We start from the raw sequence: 24103 nt of genomic DNA on the forward strand, positions 1-24103 counted from the left end.
TGGGCGCAACGGATCGCGGGAGATAGGGACTGTTGTCGATGGATCATCGAGGTTGGGTCCGGCGAGCCCCACCGCCGGGCACGAAGGCTGAGGCGATTCTCGCACAGCGGCGCCGCGCCCCGCCAGCCTGAACGGCTCCGCCGGCCTGGACCCTTTCACCAGTGTGGGCCGGCAACACACCCCCCGTCCTGGCGGAGCGGACGCGCCGGACTCACTGCAACGCCGGACCCGCCGCGACCGACGAACCTGACGGATTCGCCGGACTGGCCGGACCCGCCGGACCGGCCGGACTCACTTCACGCCGGACTCACCGGACCCGCCGGACTTGCCGCGCCCACTTCACGTCCTCTCGGCGAGGCCGCGGACTGCTGTCGACTTCACGGGGTCTACCCCGTGATCTCGAATCCGGTTGGCTGTCTCGCCCAGTAGACGTGAAGTGGGCAGTGGTTGGGCCGGGATCCGCGGAGTGTCCGGGCCGGTGGCGGGTTGGAAGTCGCCGGCGGTCGCGGACGGACCGGGTCGGCCGAGGTTCGGCCGGGAGGCGTGGACGGGCCGGGGCAGTGGCGGGGTGAAAGGCGCCGACTGTCGCGGAGGGCCGGGCCGGTGGCGGGTCAGAACTCCCAGTCGCTCCCGGTGTCGCCGAAGAGGCCACCGCCGTTGAGCAGCCCGTCGAAGAGGCCGCCCGCCTGCTCACCGAGACCGCCGATCTGATCGCCGGCCGCGCTGACCTGTTCCCCGAGGCCGTCGGCAGCGCCGCCGAGGCCGTCGCCCAGCCCGGAGATCCCCTCGCCGAGCCCGCCGATCTGCTCGCCGATGCCGTCGCCGAAACCGTCCACGGCGCCGGCCAGCCCGTCGCCGATCCCGGAGAAGCCCTCCAGGAGCGGCCCGGCGACCGCCGTGCCGATGAACGCCCCGGCCACGCCGGCCAGGAGCCCGGCGCCGAGCCCGCCCGCGGCCCCGGCGGCCAGGCCTCCGGCCATCCCGCCCGCGCGGGCGCCGTTCGCCGGAGCGGATCCAGCCTGCACGGACGGCCCGGTCGGTGACGCTCCGAAGCCCGCGCCGCCCTGCCCGCCCAGGAGCCGCTCCATGAAGCCGGGGCGGGACACCTCGGCGCGCGTCGCGGAGCGGGCCAGGTCGAACGGAGCGTCCGTGCGCGGCTGCTCGGCCGCAGGCAGCTCGGCGGCCAGCTCCTGCCGCAGGAGTTCGCGCTGCTGCGGCGTCAGTCGTTCGAACGCCTCCTGGTGGGCGCGCTCCATGTCCTGCGGTGGCGCGGTGCGCAGCATGTAGCGGTAGCGTTCGATCGCCGCCCGGTCCTCGGCTCCCGCTCCAGACCCTGCCCCGGCCGAGGTCCCGGGCGCGCCCGCGGCGTAGAGGCCGTCCCCGTGGCGCGGGGCCGCATAGCCGCCGCCGGGCACGGGGGCGGGACGTCCGGCGTCGTACTGTCCGTACCCCGGGGTGCCGTGGCCGCCCTGTCGCGGCGCGTTCCGGGACTGCCCGGACTGCTCGCGCAGGTAGTCGGCGGCCATCTCGCGGCCCTTGCGGACCAGCTTGTCGAACATGCCCATGGGCGTTACTCCTTCGCTGCGGCGGTGCTTCCGTAGCTTCAACTCGCCGCCGCCGCGCCGGGTTCCCGTTCCAAGGGTTTTCCCAGCCGAACCGTCAGGCCCCGTCGATGGGAGCGAGGCGGGGCCGGAGTGCGTCGGCGAGGTCGTAGGCGCCGACGGCCCCTCGGGCGACGTCGACGACGAGGTCGAAGAACTCGTCTTCCGCCAACGTATGGCGGGTTCCATTGACATGGAGGAACACCAGGGCGAGCGTGACCGCGGTCCGCTTGTTTCCATCCAGAAGCGAGTGGTTTCGGGCGACGGACTCCAACAATACGGCGGCCTTCATCGCCACATCCGGGTACGCCTCCGCGCCCGCGACGACGGCGGCCGGCCGGGCCACGGCCGAGGCGAGCAGCCCCGCGTCGCGGACGTGGAACCCGAATCGTTCGGCGAGGTGGAGGGCGTCGTCCAAGGAGAGCTAGGCGGTCACGCGTCCTCGAGGCGCTTGAGCAGTCCGGCGTTGTCCGCCACCACGCGGTTGAAGGCGGCGTCGATCGCAGAACGGCGCCTCGCCTGTTCCACGACGAGACGCGCGCCCTCCAGGAGCAGCGCGCTCTTGCTGGTGTGCGCAGAGGCTGCGAGCGAATCGAGTTCCGCGTCGAGCTCGGCGGGGATCCGCAAGTTGATGGCCATGCTCCACGGTACCGCCGCGGTACCGGCCCGTCACGGGGCCGGCCGCGGACATTCCCATAGGGCCCGCACCGGGTGGCACACTGGTGCCGTGGATCCCCAGATCGTCGTCACCGTCATCGCCGGACTGCTGCTGGCCGTCGCCGCGCTCGGCACCGTGTATCCGATCCTGCCGGGCAGCTGGCTCGCGATCGCGACCCTGCTCGCGTGGGCGTGGATCCTCGGCAGCCCGGCGGCGTGGACCATGGCCGCGCTCGGGATGCTCGTCGCCGCCGTCGGCTGGTCCGCGTCCGCGGTGCTGACGGGGCGGAACCTGAAGCAACAGCGGATCCCCAAGGGCTCGGTGCTCGTGGCGCTCGTGTGCGCGGTGGTGGGGATGTTCGCGATCCCGGTGGTCGGGCTGTTCGTGGGCTTCGGCGCGGGGCTGCTGGCGTCCGAGTTCGCCCGCCGGCGCGACTTCGGCGCCGCCCTGCGCGCCTCCGGGTCCGCGCTCAAGGCCACGGGGATCGGGATCCTCATCGAGTTCGGCTGCGCCGCCCTGGCCGCGTCGCTGTGGATGATCGGCGTCGTCTGGCACTTCGCCACGCGCTAGGGGCGAGGGGACGACGCCGGGGCCGCGTCCGCCGTCGTCCTCCCGCCGTGCGCGGGGGTGCCGTGGGCTACCTGACCGGGTCCGCGCCCTCCTGGAGCAGGCCCGTGGTGCGGTAGGGGATGACCTCGCGCAGGAACATCGAGGTGGAGGTGCGGGTGATGCCGGGGCAGAGGCGGATGACCTCGCTGACGCGGTAGAGGTCGTCCGGGTCGGAGGCGACGACGCGGATCAGCAGGTCGGTGTCCCCGGCGGGGGCGACGCATTCGAGGACCTCGGGGATGTCCGCCAGGGCGGCGATGGCCTCGTCGAGCCGGGACTGGTCCAGCTCGGCGCTCACGGCGGCGCTCACGCCGCGGCCGAGGGAGGCGGGGGAGACGCGCGTGCTGTTGGGGCGCAGGGCGCCGGAGGCGGCGAGCTTCTCGAGGCGGGACTGCACGGTGCCGCGGGCCAGGCCCAGGCGCTGGGCGAGCATCATCGTGGGGACGCGCGGGTCCTGGTCCAGGGCCAGCAGGATGCGCTTGTCGGTCGCGTCGAGCTGGAAGGTCTCGGGGATCATCGTCGGTTCCTTCGAGGGGGAGGGGGCGGGGCGGTCAAAACGAGCAATCCGGACCGTCTTCCACGGACCAGATTAGTCAGATTGACCAGCGCGCACCAAGGTTGTTGCGCGGTATGACCGGCGCGGGGTTCACTCGGATCAGTTGCCGCCCACGGTCACGAGCCGACGGGCGGCAGGTTGACGGATCCAACGCCCCATCCCGGCGGCGGATCCGGGACGGCCCAGAAGGCCGGCAGCCGATGTTCACGCGACTCCGGGTCCGTGCCTCGATGTCTGGGGCGCGGGCCCGGCTGCGTTGGCGGCGGGTATCCACAGCCGGGTGGGGCCGGCTGGAAGTGGGGGCTGCGCCGCGCTAGGTTCGGGGGTATGAGATTCATGCGTCTGGAGGACGTCGCCGAGGAGCTGAACGTGAACCTCCCGCAGGTGCGTTCCCTGGTGCGCAGCGGCGACCTCCCGGCCATCCAGATCGGCGGCCGCGGGGTGTGGCGCGTGGAGCGCGAGCAGTTCGAGGCGTACATCCAGCGCCAATACGAGGCGAGCAGGGCGGCGGCGGATCGACACAAGGACGTCGATGCGAACAGCGAGTAGTGGGGCCGTTTTTGTGGCAGGCGCCGGCAGGCGCTAACCTTGCATAGTCGATATCCTGCGGGATGACGGCGCGGGGCCTTAGCTCAGTTGGTAGAGCGTTTCGTTCGCAATGAAAAGGTCAGGGGTTCGATTCCCCTAGGCTCCACTCTTGGAAACTCGGTTTGACTAGGCTCTTTGTCTGGTTGGGCCGGGTTTCTTGTTTCTTAGTGGCCCATTGATCAATCCATGGCTTCTCCGTAGGGCGAGATCGCCGGAGGCTGACCGTTGAGATCCGTATCGATCAAGTCCTCGACCCAGTCTGATACACCTTCGAAAAGGTGAATCTTCGATTCATCGACCCCCAATGCCGTTAGAGATTCCTTTACTAGGGAGGCGTTGATGTCGACGACGTCAATTTGATTGGCTGAATTGGCAGTGTCCAGCCGGCCGAGGGCATGTTCGAGCATGCTCGCAGTTGTTAGGTCGGTCATCGGCACGGAGTAGCCGACGATGGATACTCTCTCCGCGGCTAGGGCATGAGCCGCATCCCGCCAGAGGTGTCTCGTTATCGGATTTCGGTAGAAGGGCGACTTTGAAGAGACGGGAGGAATGATGAATGGTTCCCTGCCGGCAGGTTGAAGATCCGGATCCCACTGCTCGGGGCGCCTCTCGCTGCCCCACGCCTGGGGTCGAAACGTGCCGATCGTCGCTCCTGTTTCATCTCCCGGGACCCACCAGGCGTCGATCGAGCCATGGAGTTTCACGAGGCTGAACGATGGTTCTTGTACGTACGAAACTTGCGCGTGGCCACGTCGAGGGGGAATCGCCAGGAGGGGCATTCTGTCGCCGCGGAACTCAGGCTGGACTGGGGCGCCATATTGGGATGAGAGATCCTCCGTGAGAACGCTACAAGTGGCCTGTTCCAGAAGCGTGTCGTAGTTGAACGTAATGACGCTGGAGCCTGTGGTGTGCAAATAGCGAACTAGCGTGCGGAGCCACTCGGGGAGCTTCTGCTTCATCGCTTGGTCTTGTTTGTCGCTCAGTACTCCACGGATAACTCGTGTCGCGGAGATGAAATCGACTTTCCCGAGGGCGTTGTCGATGTCGTCCAAGAACGGCTGTGCTTCGGCGATGCGCGAGAGCCACCGTTCGAGATCGGCCCCGGTCTGAATCTCGGGGATCCGCGCCAATTCCGTAGGATCGGAATCGGCCCGCCGCAGCTCCCTTCCAAGTTCCACGGTTGTGGGCATTGAGTTGGAGATTGCTCGTGAGAAACCTGCGCCGAAGATTGCCGTTGTCATACGCGTATTGTGCCAATGATTTGCAGAACGTGGAGGTCCTCCGCTGAAGTGGCATGAGTCGGGCGCATTGACTTGGTTCATGGATCAGCCGTTGAACTCGAGGACGGCGTTGGGGGCAATCTCACTGCGGGTCCGTTGACTGGGGTCCACTGTGAATCGGCGAGCATCCCTCGGTCGACGGATCAGCGGCCCTCGGCCCGTTCGCCCTCGGATCGGGGACTGCGGTGTCTGCGATGGGGCATCGGAGGGGACTGGTGGCGAAGCAGGCGAAGAACGAGTTCTGAGGCGCACCGGTCCCGCTGGTCGGGGCGCGACAACTGGGCTCCCCCTCCGCCAGTCAGTGTTCCTTATGACGTAGTCGCACACGAGCCGAGGCGTCGAGCGTAGCTGCGAGGACAGTGTTGCGGATGCGATGCTGCAAACTCCACTTGTGGGCGACCATCTTGCCGGGGTTCCGTGGCGGCCTTGACGTTCGAAGACCAGTCTTGAATTGCTTGTCTTGTTCGGTGGGCAACGCCCATTGCCACCTCCTGAGTGCTCCTCGAAATCGCTTGATTCAATGTGAATCACGGTCTATCATCAGGAGCACGCAACGAGTCGGGGAGGCATCATGATCGTCATGGACGGTGGTTTGCGAGCCCTTCACCATGAGGCGTTACAACGTCAGGCGCGACAGCGGCTGGATATCTTGGATGAGACTCGTGCGGCCCTCCAAGCCAAGCAGAGCGGTTTGAACCAGCGCCAAATCGCTGACCTCTTGGTGACTAGCCAGCCGAAGGTCCATCGCCTTCTGAAGGCGATCGACCGTCGGGGTGGCGAGCTCAACGAGGACCCAGAAGAGCTGATTCTGCGGGCTTTCGTGTACGACACCCCGCGGGACGAACTCGTCGAAAGGCTTGTGGAATTCCAGTACTCCTTCGGCGAAGATGCGCCGGATCCACACGAGGGACGCATCCCGGGTACATGGGATCAAGTTGTGTCTGCCGCTGCGCAAGGTCTCTTGAACGAGGACGAATTCGCCGCCATCAGGTCTCGCTTTGAGAGATAGGGCGCTGCGCGATCAGGTCCACAGTGAGCTGACTGCTCTTCTGGCACCTGGCGGTGTCCTTGAGCAACCTCCAGGCGAACTCGCTCGTTTCCCTGACGATCTGACGGTGATCAGGGTCGCGAGGGCCTACATGGACCGGACTTCCGACGTTGCTACTCGTGGGCAGGCGGTGGTCGTGACGGCTGGACCTCCCGGCGCCGGCAAGTCAAGCGCCCTGTTGAGGCAGCCCTACGAAGGCTATCGGCTGATCGATCCCGACATCATCAAGGATCTCGTGCTTCAGGACGCGGAACGTCGGAAGCTGCTGGACTTCCGGCTGGGCCGTGTGCTCTCGGATGGCCGTGGTGTGGCACTGAGGGAATTGGCGACGCACGTCCACAGGGCCTCGACGCGAATAGCCGACGTAGTGCGCGACATGGCTCTGAAAGCTGGCGAGAACGTAATCGTCGATGGCTCGCTGTCATGGGAAAGGCTTCCCGGGCAGTACATCGACGAACTCAGTCGAGCGGGATACGAGCACCTGACGGTGGTGTCTGTCGAGGTCCCGTTGGAAACTGCCTACGAGCGAGCTCGAAGTCGTTGGTGGACTGGTCGTCACGCGGACGAGATGGGCGGTCGGTTCGTACCCGACCACGTAATCTCTGCGATGTTCTCCGCCGACGGCTCATCACAATGCACGACTAATGCGGCCAAGCTGGCGGAGCGCGGGCGCGATGAACTGGGAGCAGTCGAACTCATTCGATACGAAGTTGATTCTGCGACTGGGGATCTGCGGCTAGTTCCGTAGCAGCGTGGCCCATTGAGCGGCGGCTGCTATGGCGGCAAATGGTTGCCGCGCCGCATTAGACTCAATCGCAGTGTGTCCGAGCATGCTGTTCAGGGGGGGGATGTAGCAACGATGACGACGCTGGATGACCGCACCACCGCGGGCCTGAACGTGGCGCCCGGTTCGGTGGTCAGTGTGAGGGACGAAGACTGGTTGGTGACGTCGACGAGCTTCACCGCCAGCGGCACGCTGATCAAGGTCCAGGGCCTGAGCGAGCTGGTGCGCGACACCGAGGCGGCGTTCTATTCGGACCTCGACGAGATCCAGGTCGTCGATCCTCGCCGCGCGCGTGTGGTCGCCGACGACTCCCCGAACTACCGCAAGTCCCGTCTCTTCCTCGAGACCACATTGCGGAAGACGCCGATGCCGGCCACGAGCAACGCCCTGTCGGTGAGCACTCGGATGCTGTCCAAGCAGCTCAACTACCAGCGTATCGCCGTCGCCAAGGCGCTGGACCCGGCCAACATCCGCCCCCGCATCCTCATCGCCGACGCCGTGGGATTGGGGAAGACGCTGGAGATCGGGATGATCCTGGCCGAGCTTGTGGCACGTGGCCGCGGAGACAACATCCTCATCGTCACGCCCCGCCACGTCCTGGAACAGATGCAGCACGAGATGTGGACCCGCTTCGCGCTGCCGTTCGTCCGTCTGGACTCCGTTGGCATCCAGCGCGTGAGGCAGACGATTCCCGCCTCGCGGAACCCCTTCACCTATTTCAAGCGCGCCATCATCTCGATCGACACCCTCAAGACGCCGCGCTACCGCGAGCATCTCAAGAAGCGCCGCTGGGACGCCGTGGTCATCGACGAATCCCACAACCTCACCAATGCCGGGACGCTCAACAACGAGCTCGCCCGCATCCTGGCTCCGCGGACCGATGCCCTGATCCTGGCCAGCGCCACGCCCCACAACGGCAAGAAGGAGTCGTTCGCGGAGCTCGTGCGCCTCCTGGATCCCACGGCCGTCCGTCCGGACGGGTCCATCGACAAGGACGCCGTCCAACAGCTCATCGTCCGCCGCCACCGCTACAGCGACGAGGTCGCGACCGAGGTCGGTGCGGACTGGGCGGAGCGCCCCGCGCCGCAGAACAAGCTCGTTCCGGCGAGTCCGGCCGAGAACGCCGTGGCCAGCGAGTTGTCGGCGACCTGGATCCATCCTCTCGGCAACAGCCCGGCCGCCCATTCGCTGTTCGGCTGGACGCTCGCGAAGGCCTTCCTCTCCAGCCCGGCAGCGCTGGTCGAGACCATCACCGAGCGTCTCCGGAAGCTTGGCCGCGCCGACGGAAGTCCGGGCGCGACGGCCGAGTCCAACCCGGCGGGTGCCCGCGAAGCCGATGCCCTCGAAAAGCTCCTGGACCTCGCCATCGAGGCGCGCACGCAGCCGTCGGCCAAGTTCTCCGCGCTGGTCGATCACCTGAAGCGGGCCGGCGTGGGCAAGGGGCAGCCCACGCGCGCCGTCGTCTTCGCGGAGCGAGTGGCCACGCTGAAGTACCTCGAGGCTGCGCTTCCCGAGGCTTTGGGCCTGAAAGAGGAGAACATCGGGCTGCTGCACGGCGGCCTTTCGGACGTCGAGCAGCAGGACATCGTGGAACAGTTCAAGCGAGGCGGTTCGCCGCTTCGGGTGCTCGTCACGGGCGACGTCGCCTCCGAGGGCGTCAACCTCCACGCGGAGTGCCACCACCTGGTGCACTTCGACATCCCTTGGAGCCTGATCCGCATCGAACAGCGCAATGGGCGCATCGACCGCTACGGTCAGAAGCACCCCCCGCAGATCGCCACGCTGGTCCTGGACCCGGCGGAGGAGCGCTTCTCGGGCGACATCCGCATTCTGACCCGGCTGATCGAGAAGGAACACGAGGCGCACCAGGTCTTCAACGACGTCGCGGCGTTGATGGGGAAGAACTCCGTGGAGGCGGAGGAGAAGGCCATCCGCGAGGTCCTCATGACCGGCGGGGATCTGGAAGCGGTGGCGCCGAGTGCCGCCGACGTCGAGCTGGACGAGTTGGAAGAGCTGCTGAAGGCGGAGAGCGCGGCTCGGGCGGCGGAGGACGACGACGCCGATGCCCCGGCCGGCAGCTCGGCGTCGGCTGGGGCTGGAGTCGGCTCCGTGACGCTGGAGAAACGCATCGACTTGTACCCGACGGAGCTGGACTATCTTCGCGAGGCGCTGGAGGAGGCGTTCGGCGACCCACAGCAGAAAGTCGGCTGGATCATCGATGAGCGCCACGGCATCGCCGCGCTGGACCCCACGCCGGACCTGAAGAAGAGGTTGCGCTTCCTGCCCCAGGACTACCTCAAGGAACGCCGGGTGACAGAGCGGCTGCAGCTGGCCACCACCATCGCTGCGGGGCAGACCGCCTTGGACGCTGCACGGAAGTCGGACGAATCCAACTGGCCGGCCTCGCACTTCCTCGGGCCGTTGCACCCCGTCTTGGACTGGGCCAGTGACCGTGCCCTGGCGAGCGTGTCCCGCAATGAGGTCCTAGCGGTCCGCGGCGAAGTGGAGGATCCGACGTACTTGATGCTCGGCACTATCACGAACCGCCGCGGACAACTCCTGAACCGCACGTTCATCGCGGTCTCCAACGGCTTCCCGAGCGCCGTCCCCGATCTCACAGCCTTCTTGAAGGAGGCCGGATTCGTCGGACGGCCGTCCAATCCCGGTCCCGTGCCCGTCGACGAGCTGCAGGCGGAGTTGACGACGGCGGTAGACCAGGCCGAGGGCCACTTGACCATGACGGGCGCTCTGCTGGCCGAGGATGCGGTGAACCGCCTGGAGGCCTGGCTGGACCGCGCGGCCAGGTGGTCGGCTGAGTCCCGTGAACTGGTTCAGCGCGCCGAGGTCCGCGATCGCCAGGACCGCGTCAGGGCCGAGCAAGAGCTGGCCCAGGACATGCGCCCGGAACAGCAGCTGGTCAGGCCCCTGCTCGTGATCGTCCCCCGACACTCGCCCGGAGTGGCGACTGCCGAGTCCCGTGAGGAGAACTGATGCCCGCATTCGAGTCGATCGTCCTCGTTGAGGACTGGATCAGCGAGCACTACTTCACCTCGGACGACAAGGGGGCGACGTTCCAGAAGCAGGTCCTCGAGCTGCGCAAGGCGTGGGATGCCGAGGCCAAGGAGGGGCGGTCGACGGTCGTGCGCCGCTTCTCCTCGTCACGGTCAAGGCTGCAGACCGGTCTGGCAGCCTTGGGCGAACTCAACGGTGATGAAGCCGCCCCCCACGCGAGGGAGTCCTATGCCCTGCTCCGCGAGATCCTGGGCATCCCCGGGACGCCCGCAGCGCTCGAGTTCGAACGGGGTTCCTCCACGGCGCAGGTCGAGGGCTTGTGGCTGGGAGACGGCTACGACGTCCTCTGGCTCGAAGGGCTGCCCGCACAGGGCGACGACGCGCTGACGGAGTCCCGACTTCTGGGCGTCAACGCGCTCGACGGCAGGGAACGGGCCGATCAGCCGTTCGCCAAGCTCCTCTCGGAGCTGTACCTCTCCGAACCGTCGCCGAAGTACATTGTCGCGTCGGTGGGCGGCAGCCTGTTCCTGACGGAGCGGGAGCGGTGGCCCGAGGGCCGCTACCTGTCGGCCGACGTGCAGTTGATTGCCGATAGGAACGACACCAAGAAGGGCGGTGAAGTCGATCGGCTGCTGTCGGTCTTCGGGCGGCAGTCGCTGGTGCCCGCTGCTGACGGGACCATGTGGTGGGACGAGCGCTTGGAGGAATCGCACCAGCACGCTGTCGGAGTATCTCAGGACCTGCGCGACGGCATCCGAGAGTCCATCGAGATCATCGCCAATGACGTCCTGCGGCGCAGGACCTCGCAGGGCCTCAGTAATGCCGGCGTTGATGGGCAGCTCCTCGCCCGTCAGTCGCTGCGCTTCCTCTACCGGATCCTCTTCCTCCTTTATGCGGAGGCGTCGCCGGAGCTGGGCGTGTTGCCGAGGAACCAGGGGGAGTACGACGCCGGATACGGCCTCGAGCGGCTACGTGAACTGGTGCAGGTGGAACTGCCCGGTCACCAGTCGCAGCAGGGAACGCACCTGTTCGAGTCGCTCGATCTCCTCTTCAGGCTCGTCAACGGTGACCACGCCGTCCAGCGACAGAGGCGCGCGGAACGACTCGCTCCCGCGGACGCCGGCGAGGGAAGCGAGGGCGCCTCCGCCGACGAGCGGGACGAAGGACTTGTCTTCGAGCCGCTCGAAGCGGATCTGTTCGCTCCATCGTCCACACACCTCATTTCCGAGGTGGGGCTGGGCAATGCCGAGCTGCAGCGGGTCCTCGAGCGTCTCCTGCTCAGCAAGGCGAACGGCAGGGAGGAACGGGGATTCATTTCCTATGCCAACCTCGGTATTAACCAACTGGGAGCCGTCTACGAGGGACTGATGTCCTACACGGGCATCATCGCCACGACGGACCTCCGTGAAGTCGCCAAGAACGGCGACGCGTCCAAGGGATCGTGGGTCGTCCCGGCGGACCGGATCGACGGGATCGACCCCAAGCACTTCGTCACGCGGCGCAACGAGGAGTCCGGCGTGCCCGAGCCCGTCCGGCATCCCCAGGGCAGTTTTGTCTTCCGCCTGGCCGGACGCGAACGCCAGCAATCTGCCTCCTACTACACGCCCGAGGTGTTGACGAAGTTCGTTGTGTCCCAGGCCCTGGAGGAACTCCTGCCGGAGGAAAGGCCGGCAGACGACATCCTCGGCCTGAGCATTTGCGAGCCCGCACTCGGCTCCGGGGCGTTCGCGATCGAGGCTGTTCGGCAGCTGGCGGACGAGTACTTGAAGCGCAAGCAAAGGGAACTGGATCGCGAGATTCCGGCGGACGAGTACCCTCAGGAGCTGCAACGGGTCAAGGCGCAGATCGCGCTGCATCAGGTCCACGGGGTGGATCTGAATGCCACGGCAGTCGAACTGGCGGAGGTGTCGCTCTGGCTGGACACGATGCAGCCTGGCCTCAGCGCCCCGTGGTTCGGTCTGCGGCTCAAGCGGGGCAACTCGTTGATCGGAGCGCGGCGCGCCACGTACTCGTTGGAGGCGGTAAGGGCCAAGAAGTACCTGACCGAGGAGCCGCAGGCGCATCCGCTGACCGGGCTGGTCGATGCCGTGGAGCGCGATGCGGAGGACCCTGCCGTCGTCGGGCGCATCCACCACTTCCTGCTGCCGGGCGAAGGCTGGGGCGCGGCATCGGAGGCGAAGGAGGTCAAGGACCTTGCCGCCGAAGAGCAGAAGGCCCTCAAGACCTGGGCCAAGAGCACGCGGACCGCCTTGAAGAAGCCGCAGATCGACCGTTTGAAGGCGCTGGGCGAGCGCGTGGAGGTCCTGTGGAGGGTCGCCTTGTGCCGCCTGCGGATTGCCGAGGCGCAGGCCCGCCGCCACATCGACTACTGGCCCCACGAGCGCAACGATCAAGCCGCGACGGTCACCCGCGCCGAGATCGAAGAGGCCCTGCGGGACCCCAATGGTGCGTACCAGCGGCTCAAACGCGTGATGAACGCCTGGAACGCGCTGTGGTTTTGGCCGCTGACGGTCACGGATGCCACGCCCCCGACGGTCGACGAGTGGATCGACGCGCTGGAGGGCATCCTCGGGCGCCCCATCGCCGGCGTGAAAAAGCAGCCCGAGAAGTACGGTTCGACGGTCGGCCAAACGAGCACCCTCTCGGCAGCGGACTGGAACGACTTGGCTATGTTCGAGGCCTACGACTTTCCGCTCGCAGGCATGAAGACGACGGACGAATTGTCGGCAGTCCATCCGTGGCTGGCCGTGTGCGACCGAATCGCCGAAGATCAGGGCTTCTTCCACTGGGAGCTCGAGTTCGCTTCGGTGTTCGGCAGGGGCGGGTTCGACCTGCAGGTCGGTAACCCGCCGTGGGTGAGGCCGCGCTCGGACGGGGCAGCGCTGCTGGCCGAACACGATGTCTGGTGGCAGTTGGCCGAGAAACCGTCGCAGGCAGAAATTGGCCGAAAGCGTGGAGAGACACTGTCGCTGCCGGGCGCCCAGAGGGAGTTCATCGAGGCGTCAGTCCCGACTTCCGTGCTCGCCGAGTTCCTCGGAGCGAAGTCTCAGTATCCCGTCCTCACAGGGCTTCAGCCTGACCTCTACCGGTCGTTTATGGCGCGCACCTGGACGAACGCATCTGGAGCGGGTGTCATCGCCCTGATCCATCCCGAGTCGCACTTCACCGAGAAACGAGCCCAACACTTGCGGGCGGCGACGTATCGGCGCCTGCGTCGCCACTGGCAGTTCGTTAACGAACTTCGTTTGTTTGAGATCGATAACCACGTCGGCTACGGCGTGCATGTCTACGGTCAGGCGCAGGACGAGCCGCGCTTCCAGACGGCGGCGTCTCTCTACCATCCCGATACCGTCGTTCGATCGCTCCACCATGAGGGTGGAACCGAGGTGCCCGGCCTGAAGACGGCGGAGGGTTCATGGGACACACGCCCCCACCCGGAGCGCATCGTCGACGTTGATCTGGACGTTCTCACGGTCTGGGCAGACATTCTCGACGAACCCGGGACGTCCCCGCTCCACGCGCGCATGGTCTACCCGGTCAACCGGGCCAGCATGAGCGTGTTGGAGAAACTCAGCAAGGCGCCACGCGTCAGGGATCTGGGGCTCCAGTACTCGCGGGGTTGGGATGAGTCGATCGACAGGAAGAAGGGCTACTTCGAGGTCGGATCCAGAGTCAATGACTCGTGGGACGACGTCATTCTGCAGGGACCCCACTTCACGGTGGCGAATCCCTTCGCGAAGCAGCCCAATCCCACCATGAAGAGCAACAAGGACTGGACGGAGATCGACCTCGAGGCCCTCCCGCCGGACTTCATCCCCCGCACCAGCTACCAGCCGGTCCGCGACGGAAGCCTCAACTACGACGCCGACTACTCAAAATGGGTCATCGACGGTAAGACCACTTCGTCGCGAGACCACTTCCGCATTGCCTGGCGGCGCATGGCGGCGACGACGGGAGTGAGGACGCTGCACCCAGCTGTACTGCCGCCGCGCGCTTCGCACGTTCACCCTGTCTACAGTTGTGGGCCCTATCCCTCGGCAGAACTTCTTCTGGGGACTCTGGGCATGATGTCTTCAGTCGTCTCTGACTTCTTCGTCAAGGTGTCCGGATCTGGTGAGATTCAGTTCGCACTTCTGGGGAATCTACCGCAATTCGATCGGAAGGCGCCGATGGCTAGTGAAATCGTTTCTCGAGCTGCGAGCCTGGTGTGCTTGAACTCGGCCACTGCTCCTCTCTGGAGTGAGGCTATGAGCAGCGAATGGTCGTCAACCTCACCGATTCGAATTGCATCCGAGCGTCGCCAAGCCTTGATCGAGCTCGATGCGCTTGCCGCGCTCACTCTCGGGCTCACAGGCGACGAGCTCTGCACCATTTACCGCACCCAGTTCCCCGTGCTTCGTGGCTACGAGCAGAACGACCTCTATGACGCGAACGGCCGCAAGGTCCCGGGGGAGATGAATAAGCTGTACCGCAAAGTAGGCGAGGAAGGCATGTCGCTCGACGACCGGCGGTGGACTCACCCGCAGAGCGGCGTCGAGTACACCTTCGAGTTCCCGTTCCGCGGCTTTGACCGCGAAGAGGACATGCGCGCCGCCTATGCCAAGTTCGCGAGCATGCTCGAGGAGCACGGCGAGATCCTCGAGGAGTCCGACTGAGCCATGGCCGAACTCCTTCCCACACGGCAATCCCGCGACCTCGTCGAGGGCCTGCGGGACTATCTGACCACCACCTTCGCCTTGTCCGATTCCCGCGCGCAGCGGGCCATCGGAGACTTCCTCATGGACGCGGGCAAGGGAATGTTCAAGGGGCCGTTCGTCCGCCTCAGGCTGCCCTTCGAGCCTGCGGCCGACGGGTGGCGGGAGGCCCTGGACTTCTACGGGGTCGGTTTCCCTCCCTACGGGCACCAGGCCAAGGCGTTCCAGCGTCTCACGACGAAGACACCGGACTCGACCGGATTCCGCAGGCCGCAGCCGACGCTCGTCACCACCGGGACGGGATCCGGAAAAACGGAGTCCTTCCTGTTCCCCATCGTCGACCACGTCCTCCGTGCGCAGAAGGCCGGCATCACCGGCATCAAGGCGCTCATCCTCTACCCGATGAACGCCTTGGCGAACGACCAGGCCGACCGCCTGGCAGGGCTCCTGACCGGGCACTCCGAGCTCGGCGGGATCCGCGCCGCCCTGTACACCGGTCAGCAGGGCGTCAGCCGCAAGCACGTCACGCGTGACGGGCTGATCACCGACCGGCAGGAAATTCGGAACAACCCGCCCGACATCCTGCTGACCAACTACAAGATGCTGGACATGCTCCTGCTCCGGCACGAAGACGCCTCGCTCTGGCGGGACTCGGCCACGAGCCTCCAGTACCTCGTCCTCGACGAGTTCCATACCTACGACGGCGCCCAGGGAACCGACGTCGCCATGCTCCTCCGCCGGCTCGGGCTCGCCCTCAAGTCGTCCTGGCCGGAGGACCTGACACCGCAGGGGCTCACGGAGGAGGACAGACGGCGGCCCCTCGGGCGCATCACGCCCGTCGCCACCTCCGCGACTCTTGGAGGCTCCGGTGGCGCCCGCGCCATGCTGGACTTCGCCGAGACCATCTTCGGCGAGCCCCTGGAGGACGAGGCGCTCGTCACCGAGTCGCGCATGTCCTTCGATACGTGGAAGGGACTGAGCATCCGGGACCCCGGCGTTGTCGCCCGGGACCTGGACGACATCGACGAGCACATCGTCCCGACCAATGAGGCCGTTCGCGCCGACGACTCCCACGCCTCTCTCCTTGAAGCAACCCTTAAGGCCCTCTTCGAGAAACCGCCGGCAGGGGAGGCCGATGACCTCCTGACGGCCCTGAGGCACCACCCGCTGACTGAACGGCTCGTGGCCGAGGCCGGCATCGCCGTCGGACTCCGAGACCTCGCCGCAACCCTCCTCCCGAGGATCGACATCTCCGAGGCCGAAGAGTTCCTCAGCCACGTGATCGCCCTCTACTCGCACGTCAGAGCGGGGGCCGGCCGCGGGGCCCTCACGGTCGAAGCCCACCTCTGGGTCCGCGAACTCAGCCGGATCGAATCCGCGCTCGACGTCACGAACGCCTACCGCTGGGGCGACGACGGTGTGGAGGAAGATGAGGAAGGTGGGGAAGGTGAGGAAGGCCGCGAACTGATCCACCTTCCCGCGGTCTTCTGCCGCCACTGCGGCAAGAGCGGGTGGGGGGCCAAGGTCTCTCCCACGGGTGCGGAGCTCGGGCTGGAACCGGCCGAGATCCGCGCCGCCTCCCTCAACCGGGACGCCTCCTTCAGGGCCCTCATCCACGCCGCCAACGAGGCAGATGCCCTGGTGAGCGGGGCCGTGGACGCCCGCGAAGCCAGAGACCAAGGACTCCGGTTCTTCCACACCGTCCAGAAGAGCCTCGCGGTCGATCCGCCGGTGGAAGACGACCCGGAGTTCCGGCTCGGGCGCATCATCCCCGTGCTGACACACGCCGGGCTCGAAGCGGGAGAGCTCTCGCGCAAGGACACCTGCCCCGCCTGCCTCGCCCCCGATGCGATCCGATTCGTCGGCAGCGCCATCGCGACGCTGACGTCCGTGGCCGTGTCCAACCTCTTCGGGGCACGGGGGCTCGACTCCGGTGAGAAGAAGGCGCTCATCTTCACCGACTCCGTCCAGGACGCCGCGCACCGGGCAGGATTCATCCAGGCCAGGTCCCACACCTTCAACCTCCGCACCTCTCTCCGCAATGCCTTTGGGACGGGTGCCGGAGAGACCGCGACGCTCAGCCAGCTCATCGACCAGGCCATGGCGGTTCCCCCGGGCCCCGACGCCGCAGTCCAACGCTTCAAGCTGGTTCCGCCCGAACTGACAGAGCGGGAAGGTTTCCGCGAGTTCTGGGACGAGACGGCCGCTCCGGGGCCACGCGCCAGAGCAAGGGAGAACGTCAAACGGCGCTTGCGGTTCGACGCGGCCCTGGAGCTCGGCCTCCAGGCACGCCTGGGACGAACGCTGGAGCTCACCGGAGCGGTCGTCGCCGAAACCGACGCCGGGTCGCCCGCAGCCGTGGCGGTCATGGGGAGGCGCGTGTGGGACACCAAGCTCCACGTCCTTCCAGACGTCGGCGAGCCGACGGACGAGCAGTTCCGTGCCTGGGTCCGGGGGGTCCTGATCCGCATGCGCCTCCAGGGCGGGATCCATCACGAATGGCTGGACCGCTACATCGAACATGACGGGGCTAGGTACCACGTCTGGGGTGGACGGGCCCGGCACCAGGGAATGCCCGCGTTCCCCAAAGGGCGCCCGGCCCCGGCCTTCCCCGTCATCGGTCCCAGCAAGCCGGAGAACGGCCTGGACCCCGTCACGCCGAAGACCAGCTGGTATTCGAGCTGGACCAGCCGTGCCCTCGGCGTCAGCCCGGACGACGCCGGCTACCTGGCCCGGGAACTGTTCGAGGACCTCGCCCGGACGGGGATCCTCAAGGAGCACGCCACGGATCAGGGGGCCCGCGCGTACTCCATCAATCCGGACAGGATCCTCCTGACCACGCCCGAGGACGACGCGCTCCGGGGGAAGCGCCACGCCGTCGAGTGCGAGGTCTGCCGGACACGCAGCTTCGGCACCGAGACGGTGATCGACCAGCTCGACGGGGCGCCCTGTCTGCAGCTGAAGTGCGGGGGCCGGGCCGCGCGCGTCGAAGTGCAGCCAGAGAACTTCTACCGCCGCATGTACGCGGAGCTGGACGGGAAACGCGTTGTGGCGCGCGAGCACACCTCCTTGCTCGACGACGGCTTGCGGCTCGAGTACGAGGACGCTTTCAAGGCCGTCGAACAGACCCCCGACGCCCCCAACGTGCTCGTCGCGACGCCGACGCTCGAGATGGGTATCGACATCGGCGACCTGTCCTGCGTCATGTTGGCCTCGATGCCGGGGTCCGTGGCGAGCTACGTCCAGCGCGTCGGCCGTGCGGGTCGCTTGACCGGGAACTCGCTCGTGCTGGCGTTCATCCGCGGGCGCGGCGAGCATCTGCCCAAGTTGTACGACCCGCTGTCGGTGATCAACGGCGACGTCAGGCCGCCGAGCACGTACCTGCAGGCCGAGGAGATCCTCCAGCGGCAGTTTGCGGCATTCCTCGGGGACCGGTTGGCCAGTGATCCGAGGGCCCCGCACCCGAGGTCGGCGCGCGAGGCACTGAAGTCGACGGCGCCGGACTCGTATCTCGGAAGCATGCTCGGGCTGATGGACGAGCAGGGAGATGCGTTGCTGGCGCACTTCCTCGGCCAGTTCTCCCCGGACCAGGTCACGGAGGAGGGCCGTCAGCGATTGGCGGACTGGGCTGCCTCGACGCTTCCGCTGGAATTGGGGCAGGTCTCGCGTCAGTGGCAGCTGGATCATGACGACCTCCAGAGGCGCATCAGCGACGTCGAGGACGCGGTCGCAGAGCTCAAGGAAGAGCATCAGCGGCGGCTGCACGAGTACGCCCACGACTCCGAGCATCCGAAGGTGCAGGAAGCGGCACGAGACCTCCGCTCGGGAGAATCGCAGCTCAAGCGTCTGTATCGAGAGGCCCAGGAGGAACGCAGCGAATACTGGATCTCCAAGATCGAGATGTACGGGCTGTTCCCGAACTACACGCTGATCGGGGATCCCGTGACCCTCGACGTCGGAATCTCGTGGCGCAACGAGGAGACGCAGGGCTTCGAAGCGCGGACGGAGACCTTCGCCCGAAGCGCCGGCATTGCCATCCACGAACTGGCGCCTGGATCGACGTTCTACGCCCAGGGCATGGAGATCGAGGTCGACGCCGTCGACCTCGGGCCGGAACTGCGCGAGGTCCAGTACTGGCAGCTCTGCCCGGCGTGCGGGTGGAAGCAGTCCGTGGACCGGATCGGCGAACAGCCTGTCCAGTACAGCGGAGTTTCGGCCACCTGCCCCAGGTGCACCACGGCGGGCATCGACGACGTCGGGCACGTTCACGCCGTTGTCGTTCTCAAGAAGGTCACGGCCGAGATCAAGCGGGACGAAGCCGTCATCGGCGACGCCCGTGACGATCGGCGCCGGACCGGCTTCCAGATGCTGGCCGTCGCGGATGTCAATCCGGCGCGCGTCGAATCCCGATGGTTCGTAGAGAACAACGGGTTCGGGGCCGAGTACCTCGGTTCCGTCGACGTGACCTGGTTGAATCTCGGGGCGCGCGGTCGCGGCGGTGCCTCGTTGACCATCGCCGGCCACACGCTCTCGGTGCCCCGTTTCGCCTTGTGCGAATACTGCGGCAAGCAAGACACCAACTTCCGGGCCAACAGCGAAGACGAGCATCGCTTCTGGTGCCGTCACAGGAAGAGTCAGGAGGAGCACGCGCTCCATCTCCTCTTGGCCCGCGAACTGCGCACCCAGGGTGTCAAGCTGCATATGCCCGCGGCGGCGAGCAGCGTCGATGCGTTCGCTCTGCCGACCTTGAAGGCCGCCCTGCTGCTGGGGCTGCAGGAACACCTGGGCGGCACACCCGGGCACTTGGGGATCCTGACGATCCCGGACGGGGCCGGGAGCGTGGACCGCCAGGCGCTGCTCATCCACGATTCCGTCCCCGGCGGGACCGGATACTTGGCGAGCTTCAAGAGCCCGCAGGACGTTTTTGCCGTGCTCGCCGCTGCGCTCGCCAAGGTCGCCGCTTGCCGGTGCGCCGGCGAGCGCCGCAGGGCATGCCACTTGTGCCTGCTCCCGTTCGCCGAGTACGGCTCGGAGGACTACGTTTCCCGCGTCGAAGCCAAACGTCTCCTCGAGCACCTGTTGGGGATCGAAGCCGACGAAGGGCCCGATCTGGAGAAGTGGGTCCTCCGTGAGGAGCCGGTCGTCGTGGCAAGCGGCGAGTCCGTTCTGGAGATCGCCTTCCGTCAGGCACTCAAGACGCGCTTGGCGGCGGTCAACGCGGAGGTGACGCCGAAGCCCGGCCCCCGAGGGGAGAAGCTCGTCATCAAGCTTCCCTCGCAGAACCACCGTTGGACCCTCGACCCACAGGTCGATGCCTACGGGACGCGTCCGGACTTCATGCTCACCTACGAAGGCCCCAATGTGCCTCAAGTGGCGGTCTACACGGATGGCCGGGCCTTCCATGCGTCGTCCGAGGCGGGCTGCAATCGGGTCGGGGACGACGCCGTCAAGCGCTGCGGATTGAAGATGGCAGGCATCGTGCCGTGGGCCATCACCGATCAGGACGTCCAGCGCTTCGGTGACGGCCCGGCCGTCGAAGCACGCTACGACGAATGGGTCTCCGGGATCATGCTGAGTCAGCTCACGAAGGCCCATTCGCTGGATCCGAACGTCCTCGCCTCCATGCGGGGCGGTGCGATGGAGATGCTCTGGACGTGGATGACGAACCCCCAGCCGGAGAGCTGGAGCAAGGTGGCCGATGTCGTGGCGGGACTCGCGGCACAGGGCCTGAACAGGACCGAAGTCGCCGGAGCCACCGTGCCGGATTTCCAGTTCGATCTGGCCAGAACGTCGCCCGGGCTGCTGAACGGTTCCATCTGGTGGTCAAGGTCCACCGAGCACCTTCATCTGATCGCCGCAGGGCATCCGCTTAAGGCCCAGGGCGGCGTGGTCCCCGCGGCTCTGTCGCTGGACGATCGGGCGGAGGCAGTGGGTTCCGCCAACTTCGCCGAACAGTGGCGGCGGTGGCTCTTCTGGAGCAATCTCCTGGCCTTCCAGACTTCGCCGAAGACCGCCTTGGTCGGCACGGAGTCGTCGCGGGACGAGATCCTGGAAGTAGCCGGTTTCGCCGGTCACGCCGATGGACCGGTGGACTACGTCGGTGCGTCGGGGACAACGGGGCTGAGCGGCGCCTGGGCGCCCGTGCTCGAGGTCGCCGACGACGACGAAGAACGGGAGTTCATCGTGCGACTCGCCGGCACCTCGTTGCCGCCGCCGCAGGAATGGGGCGAAGAGATCGACGGGATCCCGGCCCAACTCGTGTGGACGTCGGCGAAGATCGCGATTGTCTACGACGACGAGTCAGGCCATGAACTCGCCCACGCGGGATGGACAGCCATCGTCACCGGCGATATTGACAAGGTTCTGGACGCGCATGGCGTGGTCCCCAAGGGCAAGGAGTAGGCATGCCGTTCGTTTCCATGGTCTCGGCCAAGAACAAGGTCGACGGGTCCATCAAGAAGCAGGTCCTCGACTTCCTGCAGAAGCTGCAGGTCGACGACACAGCTCCGGGACTGCACATCGAGCCCATGCAGAAGCCGCGGGACAAGCGGGCCCGAACCGGCCGCGTGAACGATGCATGGCGTGCTGTCCTCTTCAAGATGGACACTGAGGCCGGCACGCACTACGTCTACTACGGGACGTGGCATCACGACGAGGCGATCAAGATCGCCCGTTCCACGGTGCTCAAGCTCAACCTCGCCCTCGGTTCCCCGGAGTTCGAAGATCAAGGGCTCATCGACGACGAACCGTCCCAGAAGGAGCGGCAGGACGGTCCGGTCCTACCGCCCGAGGCTGAACCAGAGCAGCACGGACCTCAGGGAGCGGACGAACAGGAAGGCGGCACCGACGTCGTCCCCGATTGGACGAACCAGTTGCACGGCTCGTGGACCCCTGAAAAGCTGGTCGCGGAGGCAGGAATCAACGCCGACGGCGCGGCGCGGGCGTTCGAGGCGCGTACGCCAGCCGAACTCAACCTTGTCATCGACGGGCTCCCGGAAACCCAGGGGTTGGTGATCCTGGGTCTGGCCAACGGTGAGGACCTGGATTCCATCCGCGAGGAACTCGGCATCGAGCCCATCGAGCCGGACCTGCCCGAAGACGAGACGCTGGACCGTGTGCTGCGTCGTTCCACGGGAGGATTCGTCTTCGTCGGAGACAACCCCGACGAACTGCGCGAGGCCCTCGAGTCTATGGACATTGAACGCTGGCGCGTGTTCCTTCACCCGGAACAGCGCAAGTACGTCGACGGGCGATGGAACGGATCCTTCCGGCTCTCGGGCGGGGCGGGTACCGGGAAGACCGTGGTGCTCCTGCACCGTGCGCGGGCGCTCTTCCGGAGCAACGACAAGGCGCGGATCCTGCTGACGACCTACACGCGGACCCTTGCCAAATCCCTGTCCACCCAACTGACCAAGCTGGATCCGAAGGTGCCTCGGGTTGAGCTTGGTGAAACGGGTGTCTCGATCTTCGGGATGGACCAGATCGCTGCTCGGGTACTCAAGGAAGCAACGTCCGAGGAGACGGAGGCCGCGACGTCCGCAGTGCTCGGCCCCGGGCGGAACCTGCTGACCCACAGGGCGAATTCCGTGGCGGACGACTTGGCGGCCGCCGTCGATTTGAGCAATCCCGAGCTGCCGGCCAACCTGCTCGAATCGGGCTTCCTCGAACAGGAGTACCAGTCCGTGGTGCTCGCCAACGGGGTCGTCGACGAGAAGGGCTACCTCCGGGCGCCGCGGCAAGGGCGCGGAACCGCGCTGAACCGGACCGCGCGCAAGGAACTCTGGAAGGTCTTCGCCCAGTTCCGTCGAAGCCACCACATGACCGACACCGCGACGTTCTCCGAGCTCGCCGCGATCGCCGCGTCCGTCTTGACGGCGAGGGCCGACCGGGGGCAGGCGCTTCCGTTCGACCACGTCCTCGTGGACGAGGCCCAGGATTTCCACGCCGCGCACTGGATGCTGTTGCGGGCGCTCGCGCCCCACGGACCGGACGACCTGTTCATCGCCGAGGACTCCCACCAGAGGATCTACGGCCAGAAAGTCCCGCTCTCGCGTTTCGGCATTCAGATTCGTGGGCGCTCCAGGCGGCTGCGGCTCAATTACCGGACGACGGCGGAGAACCTGGCCTATGCGATCTCACTCCTGCGAGGGGGTTCCTACACGGACATCGAGGACGCGCCCGAGAGCACGAGCGAGTACCGCTCGGTGCGCTCCGGCCCGGCGCCCCACGTCGTTCATGCATCGAGCCAACAAGCGGAGGCAGAGGCGGCAACCGACCATATCCGCCGCTGGATCGATGCGAGAATTGCGCCCAACGCCATCGCCGTGCTGGTCCGCGCCGAGGCGAGGGCCCGGCTGGCTGTCGAGGCGCTGTCGAAGGCCGGCATCGCCTATAGCGTCCTCAAGGGAGGGGCCCCCGCGGACAGGGACAAGGTCGCGGTCATGACGATGCACGCGGCGAAGGGCATGGAGTTCGAGAGGGTTGTCGTCATGGGGGCCGGCGCCGACGAGATCCCGGCGAAATGGAGCTTCGAGAGGCTGCCCGAGGCGGAGCAGGCCGATGCCCTGCTGCGCGAGCGGTCGCTGTTGTACGTCGCCGCCACGCGCGCCCGCGACGAACTCGTAATCACGACGTCGGGGGAGCCGAGCGGGTTGCTGAGCGACTGAAAGAGGGACGGCCTAGATGCCTTGACTCGTGACGGGCCCAGTCGCTACTTCGATAGCAGCTCAATGATGATCTTGATGTCGTCACAGACGTCTTCCTGATTGATACTGGTAGCTACTTCGGCGCCGTTCGTGTGCAGTGACGCAAGGATGGGGACTGTGGAAATAACGGTGTATCCGGCTCGACACGCCGGGCGGTAAGCCTGGCGGGGAGGAGCCCGATATGGCCGCAACACTTGAGGCTGTGCCGAGTACGAAAACCGCTGAAAAGAAGACAGAAGTATCCGAGGGCGACGCTGCGCGCGAGCTGGTCAGAATGGCGAAGGAACAGGGCCTGTCCCTGACCGGGCCGGACGGTCTGCTCAAGCAGCTGACCAAGACCGTGATCGAGACCGCGCTCGATGAGGAAATGACCGAGCATCTCGGATATGAAAAGCACGATACGGCAGGGAAGCAGACCGCGAATTCCCGCAACGGCGTGCGCCCAAAAACGGTGCTGACGGAGACCACGGGCCCGGTGGAGGTGGACGTGCCGCGGGACCGGGAAGGGACCTTCTCACCGGTCATCGTCAAGAAGCGTCAGCGCCGCCTGACCGGTGTCGATGAGATG

Annotated in this window: 14 protein-coding genes and 1 tRNA gene; 10 read left to right on the forward strand and 5 right to left on the reverse strand. The window is 66.5% G+C overall.

Annotation, left to right across the window (positions count from 1 at the left end):
* Positions 1 to 611: 611 nt before the first annotated feature.
* The 3 genes from ACQ3I4_RS13615 to ACQ3I4_RS13625 form a co-directional block, all read right to left on the reverse strand.
* Complete coding sequence (locus ACQ3I4_RS13615) at positions 612 to 1565, reverse strand: hypothetical protein (RefSeq protein ID WP_329861068.1); 954 nt, start codon at positions 1563 to 1565, stop codon at positions 612 to 614.
* A 94-nt stretch (positions 1566 to 1659) separates the two neighbouring features.
* On the reverse strand, positions 1660 to 2019 hold the full coding sequence (locus tag ACQ3I4_RS13620) for a type II toxin-antitoxin system death-on-curing family toxin (protein WP_329861066.1): 360 nt from the start codon (positions 2017 to 2019) through the stop codon (positions 1660 to 1662).
* Between the two features lie 14 nt (positions 2020 to 2033).
* A complete protein-coding gene (locus ACQ3I4_RS13625; protein WP_329861065.1) occupies positions 2034 to 2240 on the reverse strand; it encodes a ribbon-helix-helix protein, CopG family in 207 nt (68 codons plus the stop codon).
* An 88-nt stretch (positions 2241 to 2328) separates the two neighbouring features.
* On the opposite strand from ACQ3I4_RS13625, the gene ACQ3I4_RS13630 reads away from it, so the two are divergent.
* Positions 2329 to 2829 (forward strand): DUF456 domain-containing protein, encoded by a 501-nt coding sequence (locus ACQ3I4_RS13630; RefSeq protein WP_329861063.1) that lies wholly within the window; start codon positions 2329 to 2331, stop codon positions 2827 to 2829.
* Between the two features lie 67 nt (positions 2830 to 2896).
* Here the strand turns inward: ACQ3I4_RS13630 and ACQ3I4_RS13635 are convergent, their stop codons facing one another.
* The gene (locus tag ACQ3I4_RS13635; protein ID WP_430633755.1) at positions 2897 to 3385 is read right to left on the reverse strand and encodes an Lrp/AsnC family transcriptional regulator; all 489 of its coding nucleotides are present in this window, start codon (positions 3383 to 3385) and stop codon (positions 2897 to 2899) included.
* Between the two features lie 375 nt (positions 3386 to 3760).
* On the opposite strand from ACQ3I4_RS13635, the gene ACQ3I4_RS13640 reads away from it, so the two are divergent.
* Together ACQ3I4_RS13640 and ACQ3I4_RS13645 are read left to right on the forward strand one after the other, a co-directional pair.
* On the forward strand, positions 3761 to 3973 hold the full coding sequence (locus tag ACQ3I4_RS13640; RefSeq protein ID WP_329861173.1) for a helix-turn-helix domain-containing protein: 213 nt from the start codon (positions 3761 to 3763) through the stop codon (positions 3971 to 3973).
* Positions 3974 to 4045: 72 nt separating this feature from the next.
* A tRNA-Ala gene (locus ACQ3I4_RS13645) sits at positions 4046 to 4118 on the forward strand.
* A gap of 73 nt (positions 4119 to 4191) precedes the next feature.
* On the opposite strand, the gene ACQ3I4_RS13650 is transcribed toward ACQ3I4_RS13645, so the two are convergent.
* Entirely contained in the window at positions 4192 to 5253 is a 1062-nt protein-coding gene (locus ACQ3I4_RS13650) for a hypothetical protein (protein WP_430633756.1), read from the reverse strand.
* 610 nt (positions 5254 to 5863) lie between these two features.
* Between ACQ3I4_RS13650 and ACQ3I4_RS13655 the strand changes: the two genes are divergently transcribed.
* The 7 genes from ACQ3I4_RS13655 to ACQ3I4_RS13685 all read left to right on the forward strand — a co-directional run.
* Positions 5864 to 6301: a hypothetical protein gene (locus ACQ3I4_RS13655; protein ID WP_430633757.1), complete on the forward strand. Its 438-nt coding sequence runs from the start codon at positions 5864 to 5866 to the stop codon at positions 6299 to 6301.
* Positions 6302 to 6431: 130 nt separating this feature from the next.
* A complete protein-coding gene (locus ACQ3I4_RS13660) occupies positions 6432 to 7088 on the forward strand; it encodes a zeta toxin family protein (RefSeq protein WP_430633758.1) in 657 nt (218 codons plus the stop codon).
* A 111-nt stretch (positions 7089 to 7199) separates the two neighbouring features.
* On the forward strand, positions 7200 to 10115 hold the full coding sequence (locus tag ACQ3I4_RS13665) for a helicase-related protein (RefSeq protein ID WP_430633759.1): 2916 nt from the start codon (positions 7200 to 7202) through the stop codon (positions 10113 to 10115).
* Complete coding sequence (locus ACQ3I4_RS13670) at positions 10115 to 14791, forward strand: N-6 DNA methylase (RefSeq protein ID WP_430633760.1); 4677 nt, start codon at positions 10115 to 10117, stop codon at positions 14789 to 14791. Before ACQ3I4_RS13665 ends, ACQ3I4_RS13670 begins: the two co-directional genes overlap by 1 nt.
* 3 nt (positions 14792 to 14794) lie before the next feature.
* Complete coding sequence (locus tag ACQ3I4_RS13675) at positions 14795 to 21232, forward strand: DEAD/DEAH box helicase (protein WP_430633761.1); 6438 nt, start codon at positions 14795 to 14797, stop codon at positions 21230 to 21232.
* Positions 21233 to 21234: 2 nt separating this feature from the next.
* The gene (locus ACQ3I4_RS13680) at positions 21235 to 23496 is read left to right on the forward strand and encodes a 3'-5' exonuclease (protein ID WP_430633762.1); all 2262 of its coding nucleotides are present in this window, start codon (positions 21235 to 21237) and stop codon (positions 23494 to 23496) included.
* A 220-nt stretch (positions 23497 to 23716) separates the two neighbouring features.
* On the forward strand, positions 23717 to 24103 hold a 387-nt coding region (locus ACQ3I4_RS13685), incomplete at its 3' end, for a transposase (protein ID WP_430633347.1).

It is taken from the genome of Zafaria sp. Z1313, from assembly GCF_050563205.1.
GTDB lineage: Bacteria > Actinomycetota > Actinomycetes > Actinomycetales > Micrococcaceae > JAZDCJ01.